This window comes from Cytobacillus sp. S13-E01, assembly GCF_029193815.1.
Taxonomy (GTDB): domain Bacteria; phylum Bacillota; class Bacilli; order Bacillales; family Bacillaceae_L; genus Bacillus_BV.
The window spans coordinates 1-22,827 of the sequence record NZ_JARFVC010000051.1 but is presented as its reverse complement, the minus strand read 5'-3'; the positions used below and the strand labels follow the sequence as shown (position 1 = coordinate 22,827).

Below are 22,827 nucleotides of genomic sequence, written 5' to 3'. Positions count from 1 at the left end.
TGTCCGCAGCCACCTTCGATGGCGGTTTTATTGCCAGCGGCAGTGACGGGGCAACTGACTAACGGTCACCCTCAACACCACTGGCATTTACAATGGACAATTTGGTTGTCGAAGATTAAAACGGAAAGTTCCCGATTTTTTCTTTCGACTCTTTTTCAAGAAAACCATTCAAGTGATATAATGCATTTTTCATTTTGATTAACTCATGTATCTCCGTTCTTAATCGTTCAATAGTTGCTTCCATCTCGGCAATGCCATTCTCCAACTGTTCATAATACTGGGGAATCCCTCTACTACAGTTCATTTATCACCCGATGTATATGAGATTCGCCTACAATCTTATTACCTTGAATAAAGGCATCCAATAAGCTTTGACTACAAAGTGTATTGATCTTACGTGGAATCCCTTGACTAAAATTATAAATTGCCTGGATAGCCTCTTCTGAAAAGATTTCATGAGGGGTTTCAACCACTTTTAACTGATGTCGTATATAATCAATCGTCTCTTTTTCTGTTAGACCACTCATTTGGTAGCGCATCTGAATTCGTTGTTCAATTGCTTCAAGTTGCTTTACCCTTAATAGATTTCTTAGACTTGGTTGCCCCACCACAATAAGAGATAAAGGGGACATTGAATCTTCTTTAAAATTGAGAATGAAGCGTAGTTCCTGTAACATTGAGTCAGAAAAGTGATGTGCCTCATCTAGAACAATGACGATACGCTTTCTCTCATTTTCATAAAGATCAAGCATCAAAGATTGGTACTGTCGCTTTACATCCGTTGAACGAAAGGCAGGTTGAATGCCGAAGTTCTGCAGAACTTCTCTGTAAAAAAGTTTTGGATTCAAGGAAGAGTCACATATATATAGATAATGATAATGAATAGGATCTAATTGATGAACTAACGACCGGATTGCCGTTGATTTTCCCATCCCAGCTTCCCCTGTTAAAAGACAAAATTGACGGTTCTGCACGGCATATTCTAATCGTGCAGATGCTTCCCTTTGGCTAGAGGAATTGAATAGATGCTTAGGTGAAATCTCACGTGTGAAAGGAACACCCTTCATTTCGAAAAAGTCTAGCATCATTCATTCCCCCTTGATTGTTTCTCTTTTAATTTGGCAAAACTGGTTGTACCAACTTGTTTTCGTTTTTCTTCTTCCTGGTGCCTCTTCAATTGTTCCAAGAAACTAGAAACACCTACAGGAGAGTGGTCATTTTCCGCATCCTCTGGTAATTTGGAGTGGCTTTGATTACGGAGTTCCGCAGGCTTAGCGTCATCAAAGCGCTCATCATCCTTCCATACTTGAATCATTGATAAATCGAATGGATTATAGCGAATTTGAATTCGTTTTCCACGTAACGAGGAATCTACATCATACTGATTGCCTTCTAATTCGATGATCGCTGTTTTTCGTACAGTTCGTTCCTCTTCCCAAAGGAAAATCTCTTTCAAGCTTTCTGCGGGAAGGTGACGAGTTTGTTCTTCCTTCGCTTCATAGCGTTTCTTAGGCGTTTGTTTTGTACTGCGATGAATACGGTTATCATATGCTTCTAACCAAGACCGTAGGTATTCGTTCAATTGCTTTAATGTCGTGAGTTTTCCTTGATTGATTAACAAATTCGCTTCTCCTGTAAAACTACTATCTACAAATTGGAAATATTTCTCAATTTTTCCTTTTGATTCTGGCGAATATGGCTTTGCGTGCACAAGTTTTGTACCCATTCGTGCACACATAATTTGAAACTGCTTGGCACTATAAACCGAACCGTTATCGCAGAAAAAAAGGTTTGGAACACCAAATCTTACAACAGCTTTTTGAACACAACGTTCTAAACGAGGATATCTTTCTTCCATAAAAAATTCGGCATGCATAATTCTTCTACTATGATCGTCTATAATCGCTATGAGATAGGCCTTTTTTCGCTTATCAGGATTTTTTGGATCGGGTAAATAGAGGGTGTGCTGCGTATCTGCTTGCCAGCAATCATTTGGTGAATCATGTTCAAAATGTCGGAATTCCTTCTTTACCGCACGGTAAATGTCTTTTTTACTCCAGCCCGTTTCTTGGAAATATCGTGATAGAGTGCGAGGTTTTAGAACACCCACTGAAACCATACCCTCTAACTCTAGTATTCGGATAACCTGTTCAACACTTCTACTAGGTAATTCCTTTCGTAACTCAATCGCTCGTTTCAGCACCTCTGGATCTTGATTCTGTAAGCTTCCTCTTTTTTCTCTCAATTGAGGTTTAAGTCCCTCAAACCCATCCTGCTCGTAAGCTTGAAGATACCTCTCTAATGATCGAATACTCACTGTATTCTTTTCACTGCCTGGGACAGTATATCTTTGTTTAGCAACTTCCTTTAAAAGGGCATACCTCTCCCCAGGCTGTAGTTGCCGTTGAACGATTGGTGCAATTAATCCAAATCGAAAGGCAGCTACCTCGTTTCGCGTCGTTTCATTCATCTCTTTTTCTCCTCTCATTCCATAAAATAGGAAACAACCCCATTTTCCTAGATTTTTAGCTTCTAAGATAGGGACATATTTTGTGGAGCAAGAAAAAGGAATTTTTATAAATATTGACCAATTAATCCGACGTTTTACCTGACTTCACCGATAGAAAATGGGCTGGCGGAGATTGATCATGGAAAGAAGCCTTCCTTTACAAGGAATAGCGCCATCATTAAAAAAGAAGGAGAGAAGAAGTTGAATCTCTTGGCTAGAGCTTATTCCTTCTCGATATAAGGGCAGTACCCCTTCTTCACCATCGAACTCAGCTATCCATTTCTTTCGTTGATCAATCCACCAGTTTCCCCATAGTTCTTGAAACCGACGCTTCCAACGATAAAGTGTCTTAAGGGAAACGACTGAAACTGATGAGGTCGTTAAAAGCTCAGCTAATTGACTAATGGGAATGCCGCTAATCAACCATCTTCCTAAAAATTCATAAATATGTATGGCAAACCTTCCCCACGGGATAGCAAAGCAAGGCATCAACGAAAAGGTTTTATTACAATCTGGACACCTTCTACGCATGATAGGAATCCGGAAGGATTGATGCTTAAAATGAATCGTTTTTTTATACTTTCCGTGTTTTCTGGTTTTCCTTCCACAACAGGGGCAAAAAACCTCTTCATTAAAAGTTTTAACAAATCTCTTATATTTATTGATAGCAATGGGGCACTTTAGTATAATAGTCATCATAGTGTGAGGTTATTTGTTCTCTGGGCCGCCAAGCGAAGAGGAACAAATAACCTTTTCCTTTTCTAGTTTAAGAGCCGTCAGCTCTAATGACATTATACAATAGTCATTAGAGCTGACGGCTCTTTCTTTTAATACCATCCGACAAAAATAAAGACCAACTTCCATTAGATAGCGACATTAAGGATGGCTGCGAACACAATATAAATGATTTACTTGATGACCTTTGGTATGCTTTTGAAAACAAGAGTGACTGTGAGTATTTTTTAGGATCACTTGTATTACGTGACTTAAATAATAACAGTTATAAAGAATATGAAGTTTTGGATGGCCAACAAAGATTAACGACTTTATTTATGCTTTTAGCAGTTATTAGAGACACTTCTAATAACCAAGATTTAGTGAATACGTATAGTGACATGCTTTTTCAAAAGAAAAATGTATTTAAGGGGATTCCAGAAAGAGTTAGGATCTTGTATAAAATACGTGATAGTGTAGAAAGTTTTATCAGTGACTCTATATTAAAAAAAGATGGCACTAAAAATACTACTCTTTTAACAGATAAACTTAATGAAGATAATACATCTATTAAAAATATGGCAAATGCAGTTATTACAATGCGAAAATTTTTTGATGATAAGGTAGAAAGTGAGGTAGAATCTTTTGCTCAATATCTAGCAATGAATGTTATTTTCATTTATGTTTCAACAGATAATCGAGAGGATGCATTTCGTTTATTTACTATCTTAAATAATCGGGGTATCCCATTAACTAGTGCTGATATATTAAAGTCTATTAATATTGGCGAAATTGAGGGTGATAGCAAGAAATATGCAAGAATCTGGGAAGAAATTGAAGGTGAACTGGGAGATGATTTTGACCGTTTCCTTTCCTTCGTTAGAACAATCTTAGTGAAAGAAAAAGCAAGAGTTAATTTACTAGAAGAATTTGAAGAGAAAGTCTACAAAAAAGGGTTACTTCTAAAAGGAACTGAAACAATAAAATATATACAAAGTTATAAAAACGTATATGATAATTTGATTTTATTTAAAGATAGCCAATTATCAAATGACTTTAAAAACTTAATAACCATAATGCTGATTGGTTTACCTTCGGATGACTGGGTTCCTTCGCTCATGTATTATTATGAAAAATTTGGAAGGACAGATTTATCAAAGTTTTTAAAGAAGCTTGAATATAAATTTGTAGGGGATTGGATTTTACAATTTACCTCTACACAGAGAATAGAAAATATGAATAAAATACTTAAACAGATCGAATTAGTCAATACTACAACCGAATTACTAGAAAGTGATGAATTATTTACGGTTGATAAACAAGCTTTAAGAGACATATTAGATAAGAATATATATGGACGTAGATTTGCTCGGTATATACTACTTAAATATGAATATTTGGAAAGTGATAATACAGTACACTTAGCTGACTATAAAACAATAAGTGTAGAACATATCCTACCACAATCACCAAGCACAACTAGCAAATGGGTCGAACTCTTTAATATAGAGCAGCGTCAATTTTGGACTCACAAATTAGCTAATCTAGTTTTAATTTCAAAAAGAAAAAACTCATCTTTAAGTAATTTAGATTTTGAAAATAAAAGGGAAAAATACCTACAAAAAAGAATAGACATTTTTGCAGGTAGTAAAGTTTTCATTCTTACAGCTGATAAGTGGACTCCTGAAGTATTAAAAGCAAGGCAAGATAAAATGTTAGACCTGTTAATAAATAATTAAATAATCTAACTATTTGATACTGTTCACCCTAGTTATTTAGTGGCAAAAGGCATTGGTAAATTATTGCCAATGCCTTTTTTTGTTTATTTTTATTATGTTTATGTATTTCAACATGGCTTGGATGGTAATCGCATGGTGTAGTGGTATTTACCTAACAGATTCTTTATAAAAACTTATGATGGTAAATTTAGTTTTTATAATTGTATTAGAAGTTGTCTGACCCAAAATTAATTATACTATTATGGGTTAGAGATTTTATTTTGAGAGTATTTTACAATTCCAACGTTAATTGCTCTTGTGCTACAATATCTTGCCCTTCACGTTCATTGTCTTGTTTAGAATCTTGTTTATTATTATAGTATTTGGCTGATATCTCCAAAAACTTTTTTTCTATTATTTCTTTATCCAAACCCTTAGTAATAGCAAGTTTAATTAGGGAAATCATCTTCTCATCAATCTCAGTTTGGTTATTATTTTTGGTCGGTTCACTTTGCATGATAAAAATATCTTCAAATGACGAGAATTCCTTTGCATTCCCTTCAGCTTTAAGTTTTTCTACCCCTTCACTTTTACCTAACACATACAAAGGTGACCACTGATGCTTAATGTTTTCCATTACCCCTTCCCAAGTACCACTTGATTTCTTTCCGGAAATTTTTGAAGAAGCGACGAGTACAGCATTAGATGGTGCATGGATAAATTTATTTCGCTGCATTGCATAAGAACCAGAAAACGGTGCATCAAGCCTTTGAGAAGACATCAAGAGAAGTTGTCCCTTTAAAACATAATTTCGAATAGCACTCTTTTTTACCCATTTTGAGAGACCATCTGCTGGGAAGACTATGGCTTTTCCACCGTTTTCTAAAGATGCTTCGACTGCTGTTGTATCGACACCTCTTGCTCCGCCTGATATTATTACTACTCCATTTAAAACGGCTTCTTTTGCAATTTCAGCTGTCTGAGATAGTTCATCATCATTTGCATCTCTTGCTCCCACAACACCTAATGTACGGTGTGATAGTATTGATGCATCACCTACATAATAGAAAAAAGCTGGTATGAATTTTTGTGTTAGTTTCTTTAAACAATTTGGCATTTGAGATCGAAACATAATTCCATATCCCTGATGAACAACTTCTTTTAGCTCTAGCATTGAAATGCCGAGCTTTTGTCGAGCTTCTATCTTTTTTACTATCTTAACTTTCTGAGCTTCTGTTGCTTTTGTTAGTGCTTTCAGTAATTCACTAGGAGTTATTTTAAACAATGCCTCTGGCTGCATTTTTTGCTCACTTAATGATTTAACAACTGCATTCCACTCTAGAATTGTTAGTGGAGTTGTCTTTGTCTGTGCCAATTGTGCACAAAATAAATAAGTAGCAATTTCGTTATTTGTAAACTGCATTATGCACACCTCATTTTAATCACTACCACTAGTATCCGCTAGGGCAAACGGTGTTATAGTAATATCTTCAAACGCTTTACCAAGTAAATCTGTTGCCACTGTAAAAGTCCATTTTGAATCTACAAAGTCGTCAATTAAAAGTATATTTTTATTATTTATATTTACGTGGTTCTGTATATATAAATGATCACGAACACATTGCTCTTGCAGACGACTATTTAGAAGTGACTTTTGTTCTGGTTCATTTGGTTTTTTTGCAAGAATATTAACATACTTACATTGTAAGGTGTTTGCAAGTCGTTGTGCAAACTCTGGAACTAGTTTTGGTCTTCGGTTTGAAGGAATGGGGATAATTACTAATTCTTTTATATCAATTTCTTTTTCTCTTAAAAACCGTTTTAACTTATCTGCTGATGCATTGACTAGCACATCAGAGAAGTTGTTGTTAATGTATTTCCCACGACGTGCCTCCTGCCCAAGCTGTTCATGATAATAACTCAAAGCAAGCCCTTCCTTATGTATAAACTCTAACCTCTTATTTGTTAGTGAGGAATTTTTACGAGGTTCAATTAAAATGTAATTCTTATTAAAAAATTGAGAAACCTTATCTATATCATTTCTAATCAGAACATCACTAGTTAATCCCCAAGCATCTCCAAGGCAGCTACTACATTTTCCACACCTTTTGGAGTTAGGGTCATCCAACGCATTTGTTAAATAAGCCATTTGACATTCCTTAGTTTGTTGAAAATTAAGTAACTGTTGATACTCACGAACCTTTATATCAATAACAGAATTATAATAACCACCCTGTTGTGAGGTATAAGGTTTTAATGTTCGGAAATAATGTGACCTCGAATCCTTCCCAATAAAACCTTCAATTAATAATAATTTCAAAATTTGGTCTAAAGTAGATGACTTAATATTCATCTCTTGTTCAAGAAATGACTTCTTAACCTCATCGTGTTGACTTAAGAAATTGAGCACTTGATTAATGTGTTCTTGCTTAGGGAAGGAATTATAAATAAAATACTCATTAATTTTATTTTCTTCCTCTCCACCATAAAGAAGCACACACACAGCTTGATCTATACCTCGTCCTGCCCGACCTATTTGCTGATAATGCTCAACAACAGATTTAGGTGTGTAATAATGAATAACAAAACTAATATCTTCCTTATCATAACCCATACCAAGTGCAATGGTGGAAACTAGTACTTTAAGTTGGTTATTAATTAATCTACTTTCAAGTTCAATCTTAACTTCTTCATTAAGTCCACTATGATACGCACTAGCATTTATTGCATTTTGTCGAAGCCATATAGCAAGACGTTCGCACTCTTTAATTGTTGTAGCGTAAATAATCCCAGAACCCTCTAGCAATTCTAAGTTCTTAGCTATCCAAGCATACTTTTCCTCTGCTGTTGGTAGAAATATCTTGTGTAGATGTAAAGATTCTCGTTGTAAATCTCCACGAACAACCTCACAATCACCAAGTTGAGCGGCTATATCCTCAACGACTCTATTATTTGCTGTTGCAGTAGTAGCTAAAACTGAAATATTTTCTGGTAAAATTTGAAGAAGGTGATGAATTCTTCTATAATCTGGTCGGAAATCATGTCCCCAATCTGATATACAATGTGCCTCATCAACTACAAATAAGCCTATTTTTAGTTGTGATAAAAGTGTAACAAAATCTTCATTTTGTAGTTGCTCAGGTGTAATAAAAAGGACATCACATTCTCCATCATTACATCGGTTAACAACATTGGCCCTTTCCTCTTTTGTTTTGTTAGTTTGACTGTTAATACACTCTGCGGTAATTCCATATTTCTCTGTACTATCAATTTGATTTCTAGTCAAAGCCAATAAGGGACTAATAATTAGTGTGACACCTTCTCCACGCTGCCGCAAAATCTTTGTTGCAAGAAAATAAACTAAGCTCTTTCCCCAACCTGTCTTTTGAACAACAAGAACACGTTTTTTATTTAAAATACTGTTAATAGCCTTGTCCTGACCATCACGAAAAGTTGCATTAGTACCAAATACATTTTGTAATTCCTGTAAATACATTTTTTCACCTGCTCTCATATAATCCTGCACAAGTCTTAATTGATTCTACCTAATTTAGATTAAATCTCTTTTTATTAATATCTCTCTTAACATCATTTTCTGAAGTTCAATCATTATTAAAGAAGATTCTGTTTTGTTAAATACTCTACTCTTTGGAAATCCGGTCGTTGAGTTCTTAATTCTTTTATACTACTTAATAAATCAGATAAGCTTTCAACAGACTGTCAAATGTCTTAATTGCACTGATAGTAAAAAATTCTCCTCATTAAAGTTCTTTTATTTTGTTAATAATTCTACAACTAGTTCCATTTTTCCTGTATTTTTGTTAATTTTTGTATAAAGTCAATTATTAGCCACATTATTAGAATAGGCATGGGTATTGTTGTATCCCTCTTAAAAATTATAGTATTTTTTACACTGTTTTCCTAAACTATTCTTAAAGCTAAAAGTATATAATTGTATTTAGCACATACATTTTCTGTAAAACTATACCACTTTAATTAGAAAGGACTGATTCTTTGAGCTCCTTTGACTTAGATAAAGATCGCTCTATAAGACTTTTTAACTATTTAAAAGAACTATCATTGTTAAGAACACCCTTGGTTCAAGATGTAAACCAGTACAATAACGTTTTTTGGATTTACAGAATACCTAATGAACCCGAATGTGTATCTCCTTTACATGAAGAAGTACAAGGAGATGTTTGGCTTCAAGTTAAAAAACCTGTTATTCCTTCCGCACCTGAAATACCAGGTATATTAAAGGATTGGTTAGATGAAACAACTGATATTGAGGATATTTCACAAACTCCAAAGTTAAAAGACAAGATTAGAAATATATCACATATTGATAAAAATGAAGTCACCGAAGATGTTGATGAAAATTCAATACCAGAGTACATATATCTAAACGAGCAACCTGAGGTCGTAAAGAAATTTGACTATTACCTAGATGATCTATGGAGCCCTTGGAAAGATGAATATATTAGATCTACAGAAATACAAAACATATACTCTCAACTCTTTACTATCTATCGTAAGCAAAAGGCTTCCGGGGAACAGTTTGAATTAAATATTTCTATTGGACTATTTAATTGGAAAACATCGAATGGTCAATTAGTACATCGTCATTTACTAACTATCCCATGTTCGTTTACCTTTGACTCAGACTATGGAGTATTATCTGTTGTTGCCTCACCTGATAGTATGAAATTCGAGTTGGAGCAGGATATGCTCGAACTAACAGATCGGTTAGATACCGATACACTTAAGCCTGTTGAAGATGCCTTAGAGAACTTAAAAGAAAATCTATGGAACAAAGAAGCACTCGACTCTATTCTAAGATCTTATGTACAATCACTATCTGCAAATGGAGATTACCTTCCTGAAGAATATAATGAAATTAGAGACATTCAAGAAAAGGCAAAGGTATATTATAGCCCTGCTTTAATTTTGCGAAAAAGAAGTGAAAAAGGGTTTCAACAGGCTTGTTCAACAATTACAAGTGATATAGATAGTGAGAGCACTTCTCCTCCCCAAGGAATATTAAGGATTTTTAACCAAATTGATGATTTACAATCAAAAGACAATAGTGGTGAACACAAAGTTAAATTAGAAGATATGCAAACATACTTTCCTCTAGATGCAAATGATGAGCAAAGAAAAATTATTGAAAATCTTGAAACAAGAAACGGTGTAATTGTTCAAGGACCTCCTGGAACTGGAAAGACCCATACTATTGCAAATTTAACTTCACATTTATTAGCTACTGGGAAAAGGATACTAATTACTAGTCAAACCCCCAGAGCTCTTAAAGTATTGAAAGATAAGATACCAGAAGATTTACAAGCACTATGTGTAAGTTTATTAGGGGCAGATTCTAATTCTTTTAAAGACCTAGAAAGTGTAGTTTATAGCATTTCCAATAAGAGGGATTCATGGGATCCTGATTCAACAAAAGATAACATTAACGTCTTATCTCAAAAGCTCATTACATTAAAAGAAAAGGCTTCTGAATTAAATGTAAATTTAAGAGCAATTAGAGAAAAAGAAACATTTGAACATCATCTTACTGGTGAATACCAAGGAACTGCGTTAAAAATTGCTGAAAAGCTTAATAAATACAGAACAAAGTTTAATTGGCTAAATGATAGAATCTCAATGAATCTAGAAGCACCATTATCCAAGGATGAAATGTTAACAGCATTACAACTATTAAATGAATTAAATGATGATGTTATAGAACAAATACAACATCCATTCCCTTCTGTTGATCTTCTTTTAAGCGTTGAAGATTTTGAAGTACTTTTCAAGAAGGAGAATGAATTAATAAAAAATATAGAAGAACTCAAAGTGGATGAATCTGAGGAATTACAAAAATATAAAAATTTGTCCGACACTGACAGACATTTATTTGAGCAATCAATCCACAGACTTTTAACCTTAATATCAGATATTGAATTAAAAGGGATTGCATGGTTAAATCGTGCACTTAAGGATTTAGCTTCTAAAAAATTTAGCACCTGGGAAGAGTTTTACTCTCAATTTGAAAGTACGATAAATCCAGTAAAAGTTATGGCCAATAAGCATAACTTAATAGAAATAAGTGGGTTGCCCGATTTACCCCTTCCACAATTACATGCAGAAGTTGTGGAATTAAGAAAACACTTTGAAAGTGGAAAGGGAATAGGGTTACCTTTACTTCGACCAAAACCAGTAAAAGATGGTTGGTATATTGTTCAAGATGCGCGAGTTGATGGACAGAAATGTGATAAGTTGGAGTCCATTAAATTATTGGAAGAGAATTTATCCATTGATATAGCTATCAGTAAAGTTGAGAAGTTGATTAACAGTCATTTAGATATTACCTTAGAAGCCCGTACCACCCGTAGTTTAAAAGTTGCCAAAATATCGGATTACTTAGCACCTTTTAGCATATTATTTGAAATTAAATCAGTCATTGAAGAATTAAAACAGAAGTTCCAGAGTCTATCCATTGTCAGTGAAGATACTTTGTCTTCTAGACAGTTAATAAAAATTGTCAATCAATTAAAGCTCATTCATTATCAAAACGAGTTAGTTAACGTTAGAAACAGGTTTTCAACCTTAATAAAAAATGTAAATGATTCTGTAGAAGGAACTTCTCCTCATCCAATTGTCTCTAAATTAGTAGTTGCGATTGAAAATCGTAATAGTAATGAATACAGTAGGCTAATCGAAAAGATAAAAGAATTAAACTTATTCACTAGAAAGAATAGCCAGTGTGAAAAATTAATGCAAAAAATTAAAACAACGCTGCCGCAGCTCTATCATCACTTATTAGATAACTTCGATTACGATCTGTGGTCTACAAGGTTTGAGGGGTTTAATGAAGCGTTCTCTTGGGCAAAGGCTGACACTTGGTATCTTAACTTTTCAAATACAAATGAAAAAGAACTTTCTAAAGAGCTTGGAAAAGTTGAGGATTCTATTAAAGATATTATTGCTGAATTAGGTTCTGAAAAAGCATGGTATTCTACTCTTTCTAACATGACAGAGACCCAAAGACAACATCTGTTAGCATGGAAAACGGCTATGCGAAAAGTAGGAAAAGGAACCGGTACAAACGCACCAATTTATCTCAGAGATGCAAAGTTTCACATGTCTCATTGTCGTGATGCTATTCCAGCATGGGTTATGCCGTTATACCGTGTATTTGAAACATTTGAAATGAAACCTAATTTATTTGATATAGTAATTATCGATGAAGCAAGCCAATCCGGTCCTGAAGCTATTATTCTTCAATATCTTGCAAAAAAACTAATCGTTGTCGGAGATGATAAACAAATTAGTCCGGAATATGTAGGAATTAAAAAAGAAGATGTCAATTTCTTAAGAAAGCAATATCTATTTGATTTTAACTTAGGTGATTTACTTGATATTGAGAGCTCACTTTTTGATTTAACAAATGTATTATTCGGTGGACGTATAACGCTACGAGAACATTTTAGATGTATGCCTGAGATTATTCAGTTCTCTAATATGATAAGTTATTCTCATACACCATTAATACCGTTAAGGCAGTATCCACCTAATAGATTAGAACCTATTATTAGTAAACATATACCTACTGGATATCGTGAAGGATCAGGTCAAAAAGTAATGAATAAACCTGAAGCCGAAGCAATTGTTAAAGAGATTAAATCTTGTATACAGAACCCTTATTATAAAAACAAATCAATAGGTGTCATCAGCTTACAAAATAAAGGGCAGGCTCAATTAATTGAACAAATGTTGATTAAAGAAATCGGTACTGAGGAAATTGAAAAGAGAAATATTATTTGTGGTGATGCATATGACTTTCAAGGGGATGAACGCGACATTATCTTTCTAAGTTTAGTAGCTGCACCTGGAGAAACAGGAATGAGAGCTGTTACCACAGAAAAAGATAAACGAAGATTTAATGTTGCTGTTAGTAGAGCTAAAGACCAGTTATGGCTATTCCATACCCCAACCACGAATGACTTTAGAAACAAAGAGTGTCTAAGATATCAACTTATTAGTTACTGTCAAAATCCACTAAAAGAAACATTGGAATCTAATCGAAACCTTTGTGAAAGTGACTTTGAGCGTGCAGTTTTCGATCAAATATCAGCAAAAGGTTTTAAAGTTATTCCACAACATAAGGTAGCTGGATATCGAATTGATTTAGTGGTGGAAGGTGAAAAAGGACGTATTGCCGTTGAATGTGATGGCGATGAATGGCACGGACCAGATAGATATGATTATGATATGAATCGCCAAAGAATTCTTGAACGATGTGGTTGGAGGTTTTGGAGAGTTAGAGGCAGTGAATATTATTATGATCCAGAGAATGCTCTAAATTCATTATGGAAGACACTTGAATATTACAGTATTAAACCTACTTATAACCAAAAGGTAAATGATGATATTGACAATAATGTAAATCCCTTGCAAGAAGTCTCTAATCCAATAAACACAGTTAATAACTATAATAATCAAACACAGGTTACTAAAGATTCTAACATAAATGATTCAACAATACATCATAATAAAAATAGCAAACCTAATAATAAACTACAACTAAAGAAAACTATCAATAATTTTTCTGGTGAACAAGTTGAACTTTTTTCTAGTAAATTAAGTGGCTTCCATCAACAAATATCTATATTTGATGAAGAAGATGTTACAATACATCCTAACACCAATAACTCAATAGATGATTTAAAAAAATTTTTAGTAAGTAAAGGATATGAAGTAATTGATAAACGAGATAATGGAGGTTCACTCTGGTTAGTTGGCGGGAAAGAACTCACTCCTCTTGTAAAAGAATTAAAAAAGAAAGAGATACATTTTTCATATACTGAAAATGGTAGTCGATCAACAAAGAAGCGCCCTGCGTGGTTTACAAAATAATTTTAAATTTAAATTAGGACGGCTGAGCAATAGTCAAAAATGCTCAGCCGTCCTTTAAAAATAAACGCTAGAATATAAAAACAGGAATTATATTACAGTAATTCAACAACTCAAATTTTATTAGCCTAAATCAGTTATTTTATCTAAGGCATTTTTTAAATTTTTTACTTCTTCATTTGAAAGAGTTACACCTTTCCCCATTTTCTCGTGATTTGGAGACCATTCTCGTATATCGTACTTTGGTTCCCTACCATTCCAACTTATTAGGTTTAACTCTTTTCTCCACCCTTTTGATGATTCGGACAAAACAGCAATAGTTTCAATGATTTCATATTTAATTTCCGCCACAATTAATAACCTCCACTCAGGTTCTCCATTCTATTAATTTTATAATTTATTCCCTTAATTACTACTATAGATGATGGTCTTTGTGTTTTCCGGTGTAACTAGAACTGGCCACCAAAAGGCAGAGCCTCTCCACTTATTTTCTCCCTCTTCTCCATTTTGACGAAGAAGAATGAGTGCTGGTATGTCTTTAGCAATTTGTTTTGCTATCTTTAATTCTCCTTTTTCTCCCTTTGGAGTATCCGGAGCATCTTCATACTTTCCATCCATTCGAATTCGACCTATGTTACGGTTCTTTCGAACAATACACCAAACTTGCCCAGCATTTTCACTGTCAGTATTTCGTGAAAGATATTCCATGCTTGAAATAAAAGACTGTTCATCCCATATTTCCCCCACACTGTTATCATGAGTCACTTTAATTTGATTAATTATATCGATTGCATTTTCTAAATCTAGTAAAAATGGCTCTTCTGAACTTTTACTGTATTCATCGATAGTTGTATCTAAATAATTTACTACCTTACCAATATTGGTCTTATACCCTGTTTGAAAGCCAATTGGTAATAAACGCTTTAAAGGCTTTAAAGTTGTAGTCTTAGACAATAACAATTTATTTGGTGAACAAGGGATGATGAGGTTTTTATCATCCTTTTGTATAAATACAACCCCGTTTTCATTTGTGCCTCTTTCAAAAGCATTACGAAGGCCTGAGTCAAACTCATGCATTTTTTTCATCACATCATATATTTGAGATGTTGTATAAAATCGTGTAACCGCTAAATCTTCAAGAGGGCGATAACCAAACATACGGGAATGTTGTAAAACAGTGTCTTGCTGAAATGTTTTTGGATTCCGACCATAGTAGAATCCGATTAAATTCCCAATAGTTATACCTCTATCCAAAATTTGACCACCAATAAAAATATTTAATGGAGTCCGTAACTTTAATTGTCCCGAATCATCCAATAACTGACTTACATCCTTCTCAGAGTTTACTTTTGTAATGGTTAAGTAATCTTTTCTTAAAGCAACAATTACCTCGTACTTGATTTTTTCAAAGGTTGGCATTTCACAATCCAAAAGCATTAAGGATCTCTTTAGACTATCATAGGATTCTCTCAGTAAATCCGATAGCAATACAGGATCTTGATCTACAGCATCTCTCAATAGCACTTTTATTTCATTAACAACTGTTTCTTGCCATTCATGAGCAGCTTTCCCTTGTTCTGTATGTACAATAAAACTATACTTTTTTGACCTTGCTCCATTTTGTTGCTCTTGCATTCTACGAATTGTACCACCAACAATAAAATTTATTACAGAGTGACGAAGTGATTTAACCTTTGGACTTGTGAGCGCATCTTCAATTTTAAATTTCCTTCGATCTGGCTTCTTTAAAACTTGAAGTTCATCTTCTATAATTGGCTCGTAAATATAGTAAGCAATTGAGTCTTCGTTCTCACTTTCTTCAAAGTAATAATCTCCACCTATATAGGCATCGGGTACCGGTACAAGCTCAGTAAAAGCAGGCTTAACTGGTTTGAAAACTTTGCTTGAACCTTCAATTTTTAAATCCTCTGGTTGTAGATACAAAGAATATGGAGTAGCTGTTACCTGAAGAAAGTCACTAGCAGTTAAGTTCTTACGTATTTCATCTATTTGACCTGCAATGATTTTTATCTCTGTGATTTCTTGCTTTGTTTTAGTAAAGCCAATGCTAGCAAAATCTGCCTCATCGTCAATAATTAACACTTTTTTACTAGATAGAGAGGGATAGCTTTCAAATAATGCTTGATATAATCTTTTTAAGTTATTTGTTTCCTTTTTAACTACCATAATTAACTTTTGGTCTAGTTCCCACTCACTTAAATTGTCCGGTAAATTCATAATATCGAAAATCTGAATTTCATCTTCTCGATAAAATTCCTCAAATTCCTTTTTCAGCCTCTCATAGGTCTGCTGAGCTAGTGCTCTAGTCCCTTTTGTTAAGACAATTGTAAGGTCATATCCATTATCAAAAGAAAGAGCAGTAATTCCAATAAACGTTCTAGTTTTTCCACTTTGTATCTTCCCCAGCAACATTCCCGGTCTGTTAACACTTGTGTCGTTTTCGAGTAAATTTACAACTGTATTCTCTATACATTGTTTTGTCTTATCATCATAGTTATTCTTGATAGCTAATTGATTATAGAAGTATCCTCTAGTATTTACTAGCTTAGTAGCTTCCAAAAAGTATGCCCCCTTTGTATTAGATCAAGCTGTTAAAAAACGGCGAATAGTGTATCAAACCATTCGCCATAGTAGTAATACTAATTTAGTTACTTGATATTCTTAGCATAAATTCATTTACATCATTCTCTGGTCCTTCAAAAACAACATCTGCATTAATAGCCTCAAAGTGTTTACGTGCAAATTGTATTTTAGCCTGTTCTTCTGGGCGAAGGAATTCTTCTACATCGGTTCCTTTTGTTTCTAATACGAAATACAATCTTTCCACACCGTCTTTATTAATAACTGCTGCCCAGTCCGGATTATAGTTCCCAACAGGGGTTTCAATTTTAAACCAACTTGGTAGTTTTACGTATACATTGACATTCTCATCATTTTCAAAGCGCTTTGCAAAACTCTCTTCAATATCGGAATCATATAAAACGTGATCGAAAGGTGATTTTTCACTTTTAACTGCATTGTCATTTAAATAAGCAAGAAGTTCCTCGTTTTCGAATAGTTCCACTGCATAGTAGGATTCATCATCAATTTTATAATATTTAATTCCATCTCTTAATAATAACTTCATTTCCCGCTTTATGATTTTCATTACTTCTTCCATAAATTTTTGCGGATTATTTTTGAAATCTTCTAATCGTTTACTACCTGTTAATATTTCTACAATCGTTTTACGAGTCAAGTTGGTTCGATTTTGTAACTCTGTTATGATATCAGGTAAAGTATGATGAACATCTACATAATCTTCTAAACGCTCACTTACAGTTACACCTTGAATTCCTGTAATTCTATCAAGTGAAGAGATGCCATCTTTTCTGGAAATAATTCTTACCTTTTCAATACGATTCATCTTTTGGATATTTGTTATTGTTTTTTTTATCAGTTCACTACTATCAAAGTCAATTGTAAAGACTGTTTTATATTTAATCTTATTCCAAAGTTCAATGAATTCTTGACTATCATAAACCGCTTTATTCAATTTTACTTTTCTTTTTTTACTACCATCTTTTATTGGCAGACTACTCGTTATGTGCTTCAACTCTTTCACTATTGCTGATTTCCAAGGTTTAAATTCCTCTGGTATATCCAATTCATAGTTTTCTAACGCTTCTTTTAATACTGATGTAGCTTTATCCTTTCTATCTATATAGTTATTTGCTTTTAGACTATCATATAATTTATTAGAAAGATCATAACCAAGTGTTACTTTTTCTTCAGAATCTTGATCTAAATAAGTTAATTTTGCAAAGATGTGTTTTTCGATTTTGCCAAAAGTAATGCCTGTTTCATCTTCCATTTCTTTTTGTAAGTTTTCAACAAAATCCTCATAAGATTCATTAGCCATCACTGTTAGAGTGTTAACATTATAATCTGGAACCCGCTCACCATCTTGGTTTACGGCCAAACGCAATCCACGTCCTATTTCCTGTCTTCTGCTGACATAAGTACCACCCGAATCTTTAAGTGTACAGATTTGAAATACATTAGGATTATCCCAGCCTTCACGTAAAGCTGAATGCGAAAAAATAAAACGAAGTGGCTCATTTAAACTTAGTAATCTTTCTTTTTCCTTCATTATTAAACTGTACACATCTGTGTCAGCTTGCGTATTCCCTTTTGTATCCTTTACTTGCCCTTTCTTATCTTGAGCAAAGTATCCATTGTGAATTTTATCGATTTCAATATCAATTTCAACATCGTTGAATAATGTGCTATACTTTGGCTTCTTAATTAACTTTTTGTATTCTTCTTCAAACATCAGAGCATACTTACCTTTACCTACTGTCCCATCTTTATCGTACTCTCTATAATTCGCAACTTTATCAATAAAAAATAGACTTAGTACTTTTATTCCTCTATGGTTAAACCTCAATTCTTTATCAAGATGTTCCTCAATGGTTGTTCGAATCTGGTAACGTTTTATTGTGTTATCATCAATGTCACCAATAGCATCACCAATCTTTAAATAATGACCATTTATTTCAATAGATTCATTTCCTTCAGTCCAGTCTATTTGCTCAATAATAAAGTTACGATATAATTCCCGTTCTCCAGATACATCATACAAATCATCACCATACTTAATTGATTTGCCAACTCGCTTCACATTACCTTGTGACTCAAAATCTATTTCTACTTTTGCTTTCCGCTCTTTTACTTCTAACAATTTAATATAAGGTAGATTAAAAGATTGTTCAGACCGTACAGACATGACCTCTATTTTCTTTACAAGCTTTTCATTGTAAGCGTCAACAGCATCTAACCGATAGATCATATTATATTTTTCAACATGAGTTGCTGAATAACGTAGGGTACATAAAGGTTGTAAAGATGAGATCGCTTCTTTTGATTTAGGTGTTGTATCAACACTTTGAGGCTCATCAATTATTAAAAAAGGATTTGTTTGTTGAATGAACTCTATCGGTCTATACCCATTCAATCGATCATTTGCTCTATGGATAACATTCGCCTTATCTTCTTTTTCAGGATCAACAAAACTCTTTCTGAAAGCATCGATATTAATTATCATGACTTGTATTGTTGTAGCTGTAGCAAAATTACGCACTTGATCAAGTTTATCAGAATCATAAACAAAATATTCTAATGGTTGTCGATCATATAGTTCTCTAAAGTGTTGCTCTGTAATTTGTAATGACTTATAAACACCTTCACGAATCGCAACTGAAGGAACAACAATAACAAATTTAGTAAAACCATATTGTTTATTTAACTCATATATAGTACGCAAATAAACATATGTTTTTCCAGTTCCCGTTTCCATTTCTACAGTGAAATTCATTCCATCTAGAGACTCACCAGGAGCTAGTCCATTGTTAATTTGTATTTCTTGTAGGTTATTTAAAATTTCAGCAGGAGTTAGGTCTAAACGATTGCCAATCCCTAAATCAGTCTGTATCATTCCAGCATCTTCACCGTAAGAAACAGTAAAGTTAGATTGTCTCACTTCTTGTCCCTTAAAAATATTCACTACGGAATCAATAGCTTGCCGTTGATAAGGTAAGTCAGATTGAAACTTCAACTTCATTCTTTACACACTCCTAACATCTGTGATTCCATTTTTCTTTAATATCTGAAGAGCATTTGTTTTAACAGAGTCATTGATGAAACCTAACTCTCTAAAAATAACCTTAGTTTCAAAATCATCAGGCTTAATGTTAATTATTTCATTTACAATCTCTAAATCTATTTTATTCTCCAGACATATAAGAACAGACCCAAAAGCAACATTGTATATAGCTTTACCATTATAATTAAGTTCTTCAATGTGAGTGGTTAATGGAATACCTATTTTTATTAATACTTCAAAAAGTAAATCCTCATTTGTACGGTCTTTTTTAATGTTCTCTAGTTGTTCAAAGAGACCTTTTTCAAGATTTTCAAAATCTGGATCCCATGGTCTAATGTTTGAAGAATCAAGTTTAAATACTTTAAATCCTATATCCAAATCGCTTTTATCTGTTTCAGCAATTATTTTATCTCCTGCTCTTCTAATACGCTCTTTACCTATTTGACATATATTAATGTAGCCGGCCCTATAAGCTTCTGATTTCTCGTCAGTTATCTCAGGTAGTTGAACCATTATGAACTTTCTATTGCCACGATCTTGTGAATTAAGGTCGAAGACTGCATGGGCTGTACTAGCTGACCCTGAGAAAAAATCAAGGATTATTTCTCCTTCACACCCAACGTATTCAATCAGCTCTTTTAGAACTCTATGATCTTTTGGATTATCAAAATAGCTTTTACCTAATAATTCTTTTAGAGTTAGTGTCGCAGCTCTTCCGTCTTTATAAATTACTGGAGTTAAAACGTAATCTTGTGCCTCTTCTAAATAAATCTTTCTTAAAGGTATAGTAGTTTCATCTACCCCGAAGTGCACTCTATTATCAGCAATTCTTTTTAACATCTCTGGTTCCGTGCATCCCCACCCTCGGCTTGGCTTTTTTACAGATTTCCCAGTAACAGGATGGATTACTTCATAATCTGGGATACTAGTACTGGCAGATGATATGTCTCCGCCAAAGTATAACCCTCTATCATCTACCCTATAAAAATGTTTGAGCTCTTTAGCTGGATTCGTTTCTGATAAAGAATTATAATATTCCTTCATGCCATCTTCTATTTTTTTAACATCTAAATTATACTTTTTCTTTAAGTTATTAAATTTTGCCATTACCTCATCATAACCCGGTTTTTTAGCACGCCATTTCCCGAATTTAGAGGCTAAAGTTCTGTTCTTAGCATAAACTAAAATATATTCAATACTCTCTGAATAAAATGTAGAATCGTTTTTCCTACCCTTTTCCCAGGTTATTTTTGTTATTTTATTATCTTCTCCAAATATTTCATTTAAAACATGTGTTAAATTATTTTCTTCATGCTCATCTATACTTACAAATAATACTCCATCTTCTTTTAAAAGATTTTTTGCAAGTTTTATTCTAGGGTATATCATGTTTAGCCAATCTGTATGAAATCTTCCATTGCTTTCTGTATTGGATTTTGATGTTTGGTTTGTTATATGATGATAATTTTTAATATTATCTCTAAAATCATCCTTATAAACAAAATCGTTACCTGTATTATAAGGAGGATCAATATAAATCATTTTAACCTTACCAAAGTACGATTTTTGTAATAACTTCAATACTTCAAGATTATCTCCTTCGATATAAACCTGAATTATTCACTGCTTTAACCTCAATCAACTCAAAGTGCAATAGTGACAAGCGATTTGGAGAATAATGATTGTCACCCAAAAGGTGAACATCTTTTAACGTGAAAAGGAGCCCCTTTTTTGGTATTGTCATAGTAACGAACCAAAACATACCAAGGGGGCTCCTCTATGACTAGTTTAAACGAACAATCTATGGATTTCAATGGAAGTATTAAGGTCAATTTTAATGGTGGTAACCTTACTAATGATTCTGGGCTTTTACTTTATAAAGAATTTGCTGAAAAAATCGGACTTAGTCAACTGATTCAATCAATGGTGATTTTGAAAGATCCAGTTAATCACGATGTTCATACAAACGATAGTGTTATCATGCAAAAGATTTATCAACATATTGCAGGATACCATGCGGATGATCATGCCGATAGTCTTCGTTATGATCCAGCTTTGACGACCATTTTAGAGAAAGATTACTTGGCTTCTCAACCTACAATGTCCAGAGTAAATCAGCTTTTCGACGTAGAGGCAATGAAGCAACTTCAACATGTAAACGACACTTTGACTGAACGATTTCATAAGTTGGCGTCTCCCGAAGACATTATTCTTGACCTCGACTCCACAAACGCTGCAACTTATGGCAATCAGCATGGCTCTAAATACAATTCACACTACGGTGAAAATGGCTACCATCCTATGCTTATGTTTGATGGATTAACAGGTGACTGCCTTAAGGGTGAACTTCGAGCTGGGTCAGTCTATACTTCCAGACAAGTGGTTCGCTTTGTTGGTCCGACTCTTAAACGCTACAAGACTCTTTATCCCTGGATAAGTCCTGTTATTCGTGGAGATAGCGGTTTCGCTGTACCTGAACTATTTGAATTAGCAGAAACAAAGGAAGCTCTTTATGTGATACGGTTGAAGGCGAATAAGCGTCTCTATGCTAAGGCTGAAGAGATATTAGCCCAAATTCCAGACGATATAATAGAGAAGACATCTGTTTTCTATCGTGAATTTACATATCAAGCAAACAGTTGGACCCAACCCCGACGGGTTGTCGTGAAGATAGAAAGACCGAAGGATGAGCTTCTTTTCCAATTCACCTTTATTGTGACAAACATGAATTTGTCCCCTAAAAACATCACGAAGCTTTATTTCAATCGGGGAACAATGGAAAACTTCATTAAAGAAGGGAAACTAGGATTCGCCTTTGGGAAGATGACAAGTACTGAATTTGAGCGAAATGCATGTAAATTACAAATCGCCATCCTGGCTTATAACCTTCACAATGGCTTTAAAAGATTATGTTTACCAGAAACCAAGAACACAAAACTAATTGATACCGTTCGCTTGCAGCTTATCAAGATTGCAGGAAAATTTGTACGATCAGGTCGTTATCTCACATTTAAGCTATCAAGTCATTGCTTGTATAAGAAAGAGTTCATGGAAACTTTAAGCAGGATCCAGATGCTTCCACGGTTTGGATGATAAAAATAGGAATAAACTGTAAATTCAAAATTGATTTTACATTCCACAGGATAAGTCTGCCCTTTTTGGAATAATTAGGTAAATTATGGATTTTTAAATTTTGTTTTCTCCCATCACCCTTAAAAAACAAAATAATTTATCCATTTAAATGGAAAAATTTCGAAATATTTTCTCGTTGAATCCAAAAAACATCTAAAATCACCTTTTGTGAATAATTCAGG

Annotated in this window: 13 protein-coding genes; 3 read left to right on the top strand and 10 right to left on the bottom strand. The window is 33.8% G+C overall.

Features of this window, described 5'->3' with window-relative positions; translation table 11 throughout:
- Positions 1-115 precede the first annotated feature (115 nt).
- From PY093_RS20070 to PY093_RS20055, 4 genes are all read right to left on the bottom strand, one after another.
- Positions 116-304: a hypothetical protein gene (locus PY093_RS20070; protein ID WP_275647032.1), complete on the bottom strand. Its 189-nt coding sequence runs from the start codon at positions 302-304 to the stop codon at positions 116-118.
- The gene (locus PY093_RS20065; protein ID WP_275647033.1) at positions 294-1,088 is read right to left on the bottom strand and encodes an ExeA family protein; all 795 of its coding nucleotides are present in this window, start codon (positions 1,086-1,088) and stop codon (positions 294-296) included. The genes PY093_RS20070 and PY093_RS20065 overlap by 11 nt, the downstream gene beginning before the upstream one ends.
- Positions 1,085-2,470: a DDE-type integrase/transposase/recombinase gene (locus tag PY093_RS20060; protein ID WP_275647034.1), complete on the bottom strand. Its 1,386-nt coding sequence runs from the start codon at positions 2,468-2,470 to the stop codon at positions 1,085-1,087. Before PY093_RS20060 ends, PY093_RS20065 begins: the two co-directional genes overlap by 4 nt.
- Positions 2,471-2,614: 144 nt before the next feature.
- Positions 2,615-3,205: a DUF6431 domain-containing protein gene (locus tag PY093_RS20055; protein ID WP_275647068.1), complete on the bottom strand. Its 591-nt coding sequence runs from the start codon at positions 3,203-3,205 to the stop codon at positions 2,615-2,617.
- A gap of 134 nt (positions 3,206-3,339) precedes the next feature.
- On the opposite strand from PY093_RS20055, the gene PY093_RS20050 reads away from it, so the two are divergent.
- Positions 3,340-4,962 (top strand): DUF262 domain-containing protein, encoded by a 1,623-nt coding sequence (locus PY093_RS20050; RefSeq protein WP_345774255.1) that lies wholly within the window; start codon positions 3,340-3,342, stop codon positions 4,960-4,962.
- A 271-nt stretch (positions 4,963-5,233) separates the two neighbouring features.
- On the opposite strand, the gene PY093_RS20045 is transcribed toward PY093_RS20050, so the two are convergent.
- Positions 5,234-6,364 carry a DNA-processing protein DprA gene (locus PY093_RS20045; protein ID WP_275647554.1) on the bottom strand — a complete coding sequence of 377 codons (1,131 nt, stop codon included), beginning with the start codon at positions 6,362-6,364 and terminating at the stop codon, positions 5,234-5,236.
- Between the two features lie 15 nt (positions 6,365-6,379).
- Positions 6,380-8,455, bottom strand: coding sequence for a RecQ family ATP-dependent DNA helicase (locus PY093_RS20040; protein ID WP_275647553.1), 2,076 nt, complete (start codon positions 8,453-8,455; stop codon positions 6,380-6,382).
- Positions 8,456-8,955: 500 nt separating this feature from the next.
- Here PY093_RS20040 and PY093_RS20035 point away from each other — a divergent pair, with 500 nt between their 5' ends.
- The gene (locus PY093_RS20035) at positions 8,956-13,851 is read left to right on the top strand and encodes an AAA domain-containing protein (protein WP_275647552.1); all 4,896 of its coding nucleotides are present in this window, start codon (positions 8,956-8,958) and stop codon (positions 13,849-13,851) included.
- A gap of 120 nt (positions 13,852-13,971) precedes the next feature.
- On the opposite strand, the gene PY093_RS20030 is transcribed toward PY093_RS20035, so the two are convergent.
- From PY093_RS20030 to PY093_RS20015, 4 genes are all read right to left on the bottom strand, one after another.
- Positions 13,972-14,199 (bottom strand): YdbC family protein, encoded by a 228-nt coding sequence (locus tag PY093_RS20030; RefSeq protein WP_275647551.1) that lies wholly within the window; start codon positions 14,197-14,199, stop codon positions 13,972-13,974.
- Between the two features lie 54 nt (positions 14,200-14,253).
- A complete protein-coding gene (locus PY093_RS20025) occupies positions 14,254-16,428 on the bottom strand; it encodes a Z1 domain-containing protein (RefSeq protein ID WP_275647550.1) in 2,175 nt (724 codons plus the stop codon).
- Positions 16,429-16,513: 85 nt separating this feature from the next.
- Positions 16,514-19,471: a type III restriction-modification system endonuclease gene (locus PY093_RS20020; protein WP_275647549.1), complete on the bottom strand. Its 2,958-nt coding sequence runs from the start codon at positions 19,469-19,471 to the stop codon at positions 16,514-16,516.
- Positions 19,472-19,474: 3 nt separating this feature from the next.
- Entirely contained in the window at positions 19,475-21,094 is a 1,620-nt protein-coding gene (locus tag PY093_RS20015; protein WP_275647548.1) for a site-specific DNA-methyltransferase, read from the bottom strand.
- 198 nt (positions 21,095-21,292) lie between these two features.
- Here PY093_RS20015 and PY093_RS20010 point away from each other — a divergent pair, with 198 nt between their 5' ends.
- Positions 21,293-22,606, top strand: coding sequence for an IS1380 family transposase (locus PY093_RS20010; protein ID WP_275647547.1), 1,314 nt, complete (start codon positions 21,293-21,295; stop codon positions 22,604-22,606).
- The last annotated feature ends 221 nt before the right edge of the window (positions 22,607-22,827 follow it).

Excerpts from the sequence above, each read along its gene's own strand:
- PY093_RS20020 (WP_275647549.1), bottom strand. The coding sequence starts at position 19,471 with ATGAAGTTGAAGTTTCAATCTGACTTACCTTATCAACGGCAAGCTATT.
- PY093_RS20010 (WP_275647547.1), top strand. The coding sequence starts at position 21,293 with ATGACTAGTTTAAACGAACAATCTATGGATTTCAATGGAAGTATTAAG.
- PY093_RS20065 (WP_275647033.1), bottom strand. The coding sequence starts at position 1,088 with ATGATGCTAGACTTTTTCGAAATGAAGGGTGTTCCTTTCACACGTGAG.
- PY093_RS20055 (WP_275647068.1), bottom strand. The coding sequence starts at position 3,205 with ATGACTATTATACTAAAGTGCCCCATTGCTATCAATAAATATAAGAGA.
- PY093_RS20045 (WP_275647554.1), bottom strand. The coding sequence starts at position 6,364 with ATGCAGTTTACAAATAACGAAATTGCTACTTATTTATTTTGTGCACAA.
- PY093_RS20040 (WP_275647553.1), bottom strand. The coding sequence starts at position 8,455 with ATGAGAGCAGGTGAAAAAATGTATTTACAGGAATTACAAAATGTATTT.
- PY093_RS20060 (WP_275647034.1), bottom strand. The coding sequence starts at position 2,470 with ATGAATGAAACGACGCGAAACGAGGTAGCTGCCTTTCGATTTGGATTA.
- PY093_RS20070 (WP_275647032.1), bottom strand. The coding sequence starts at position 304 with ATGAACTGTAGTAGAGGGATTCCCCAGTATTATGAACAGTTGGAGAAT.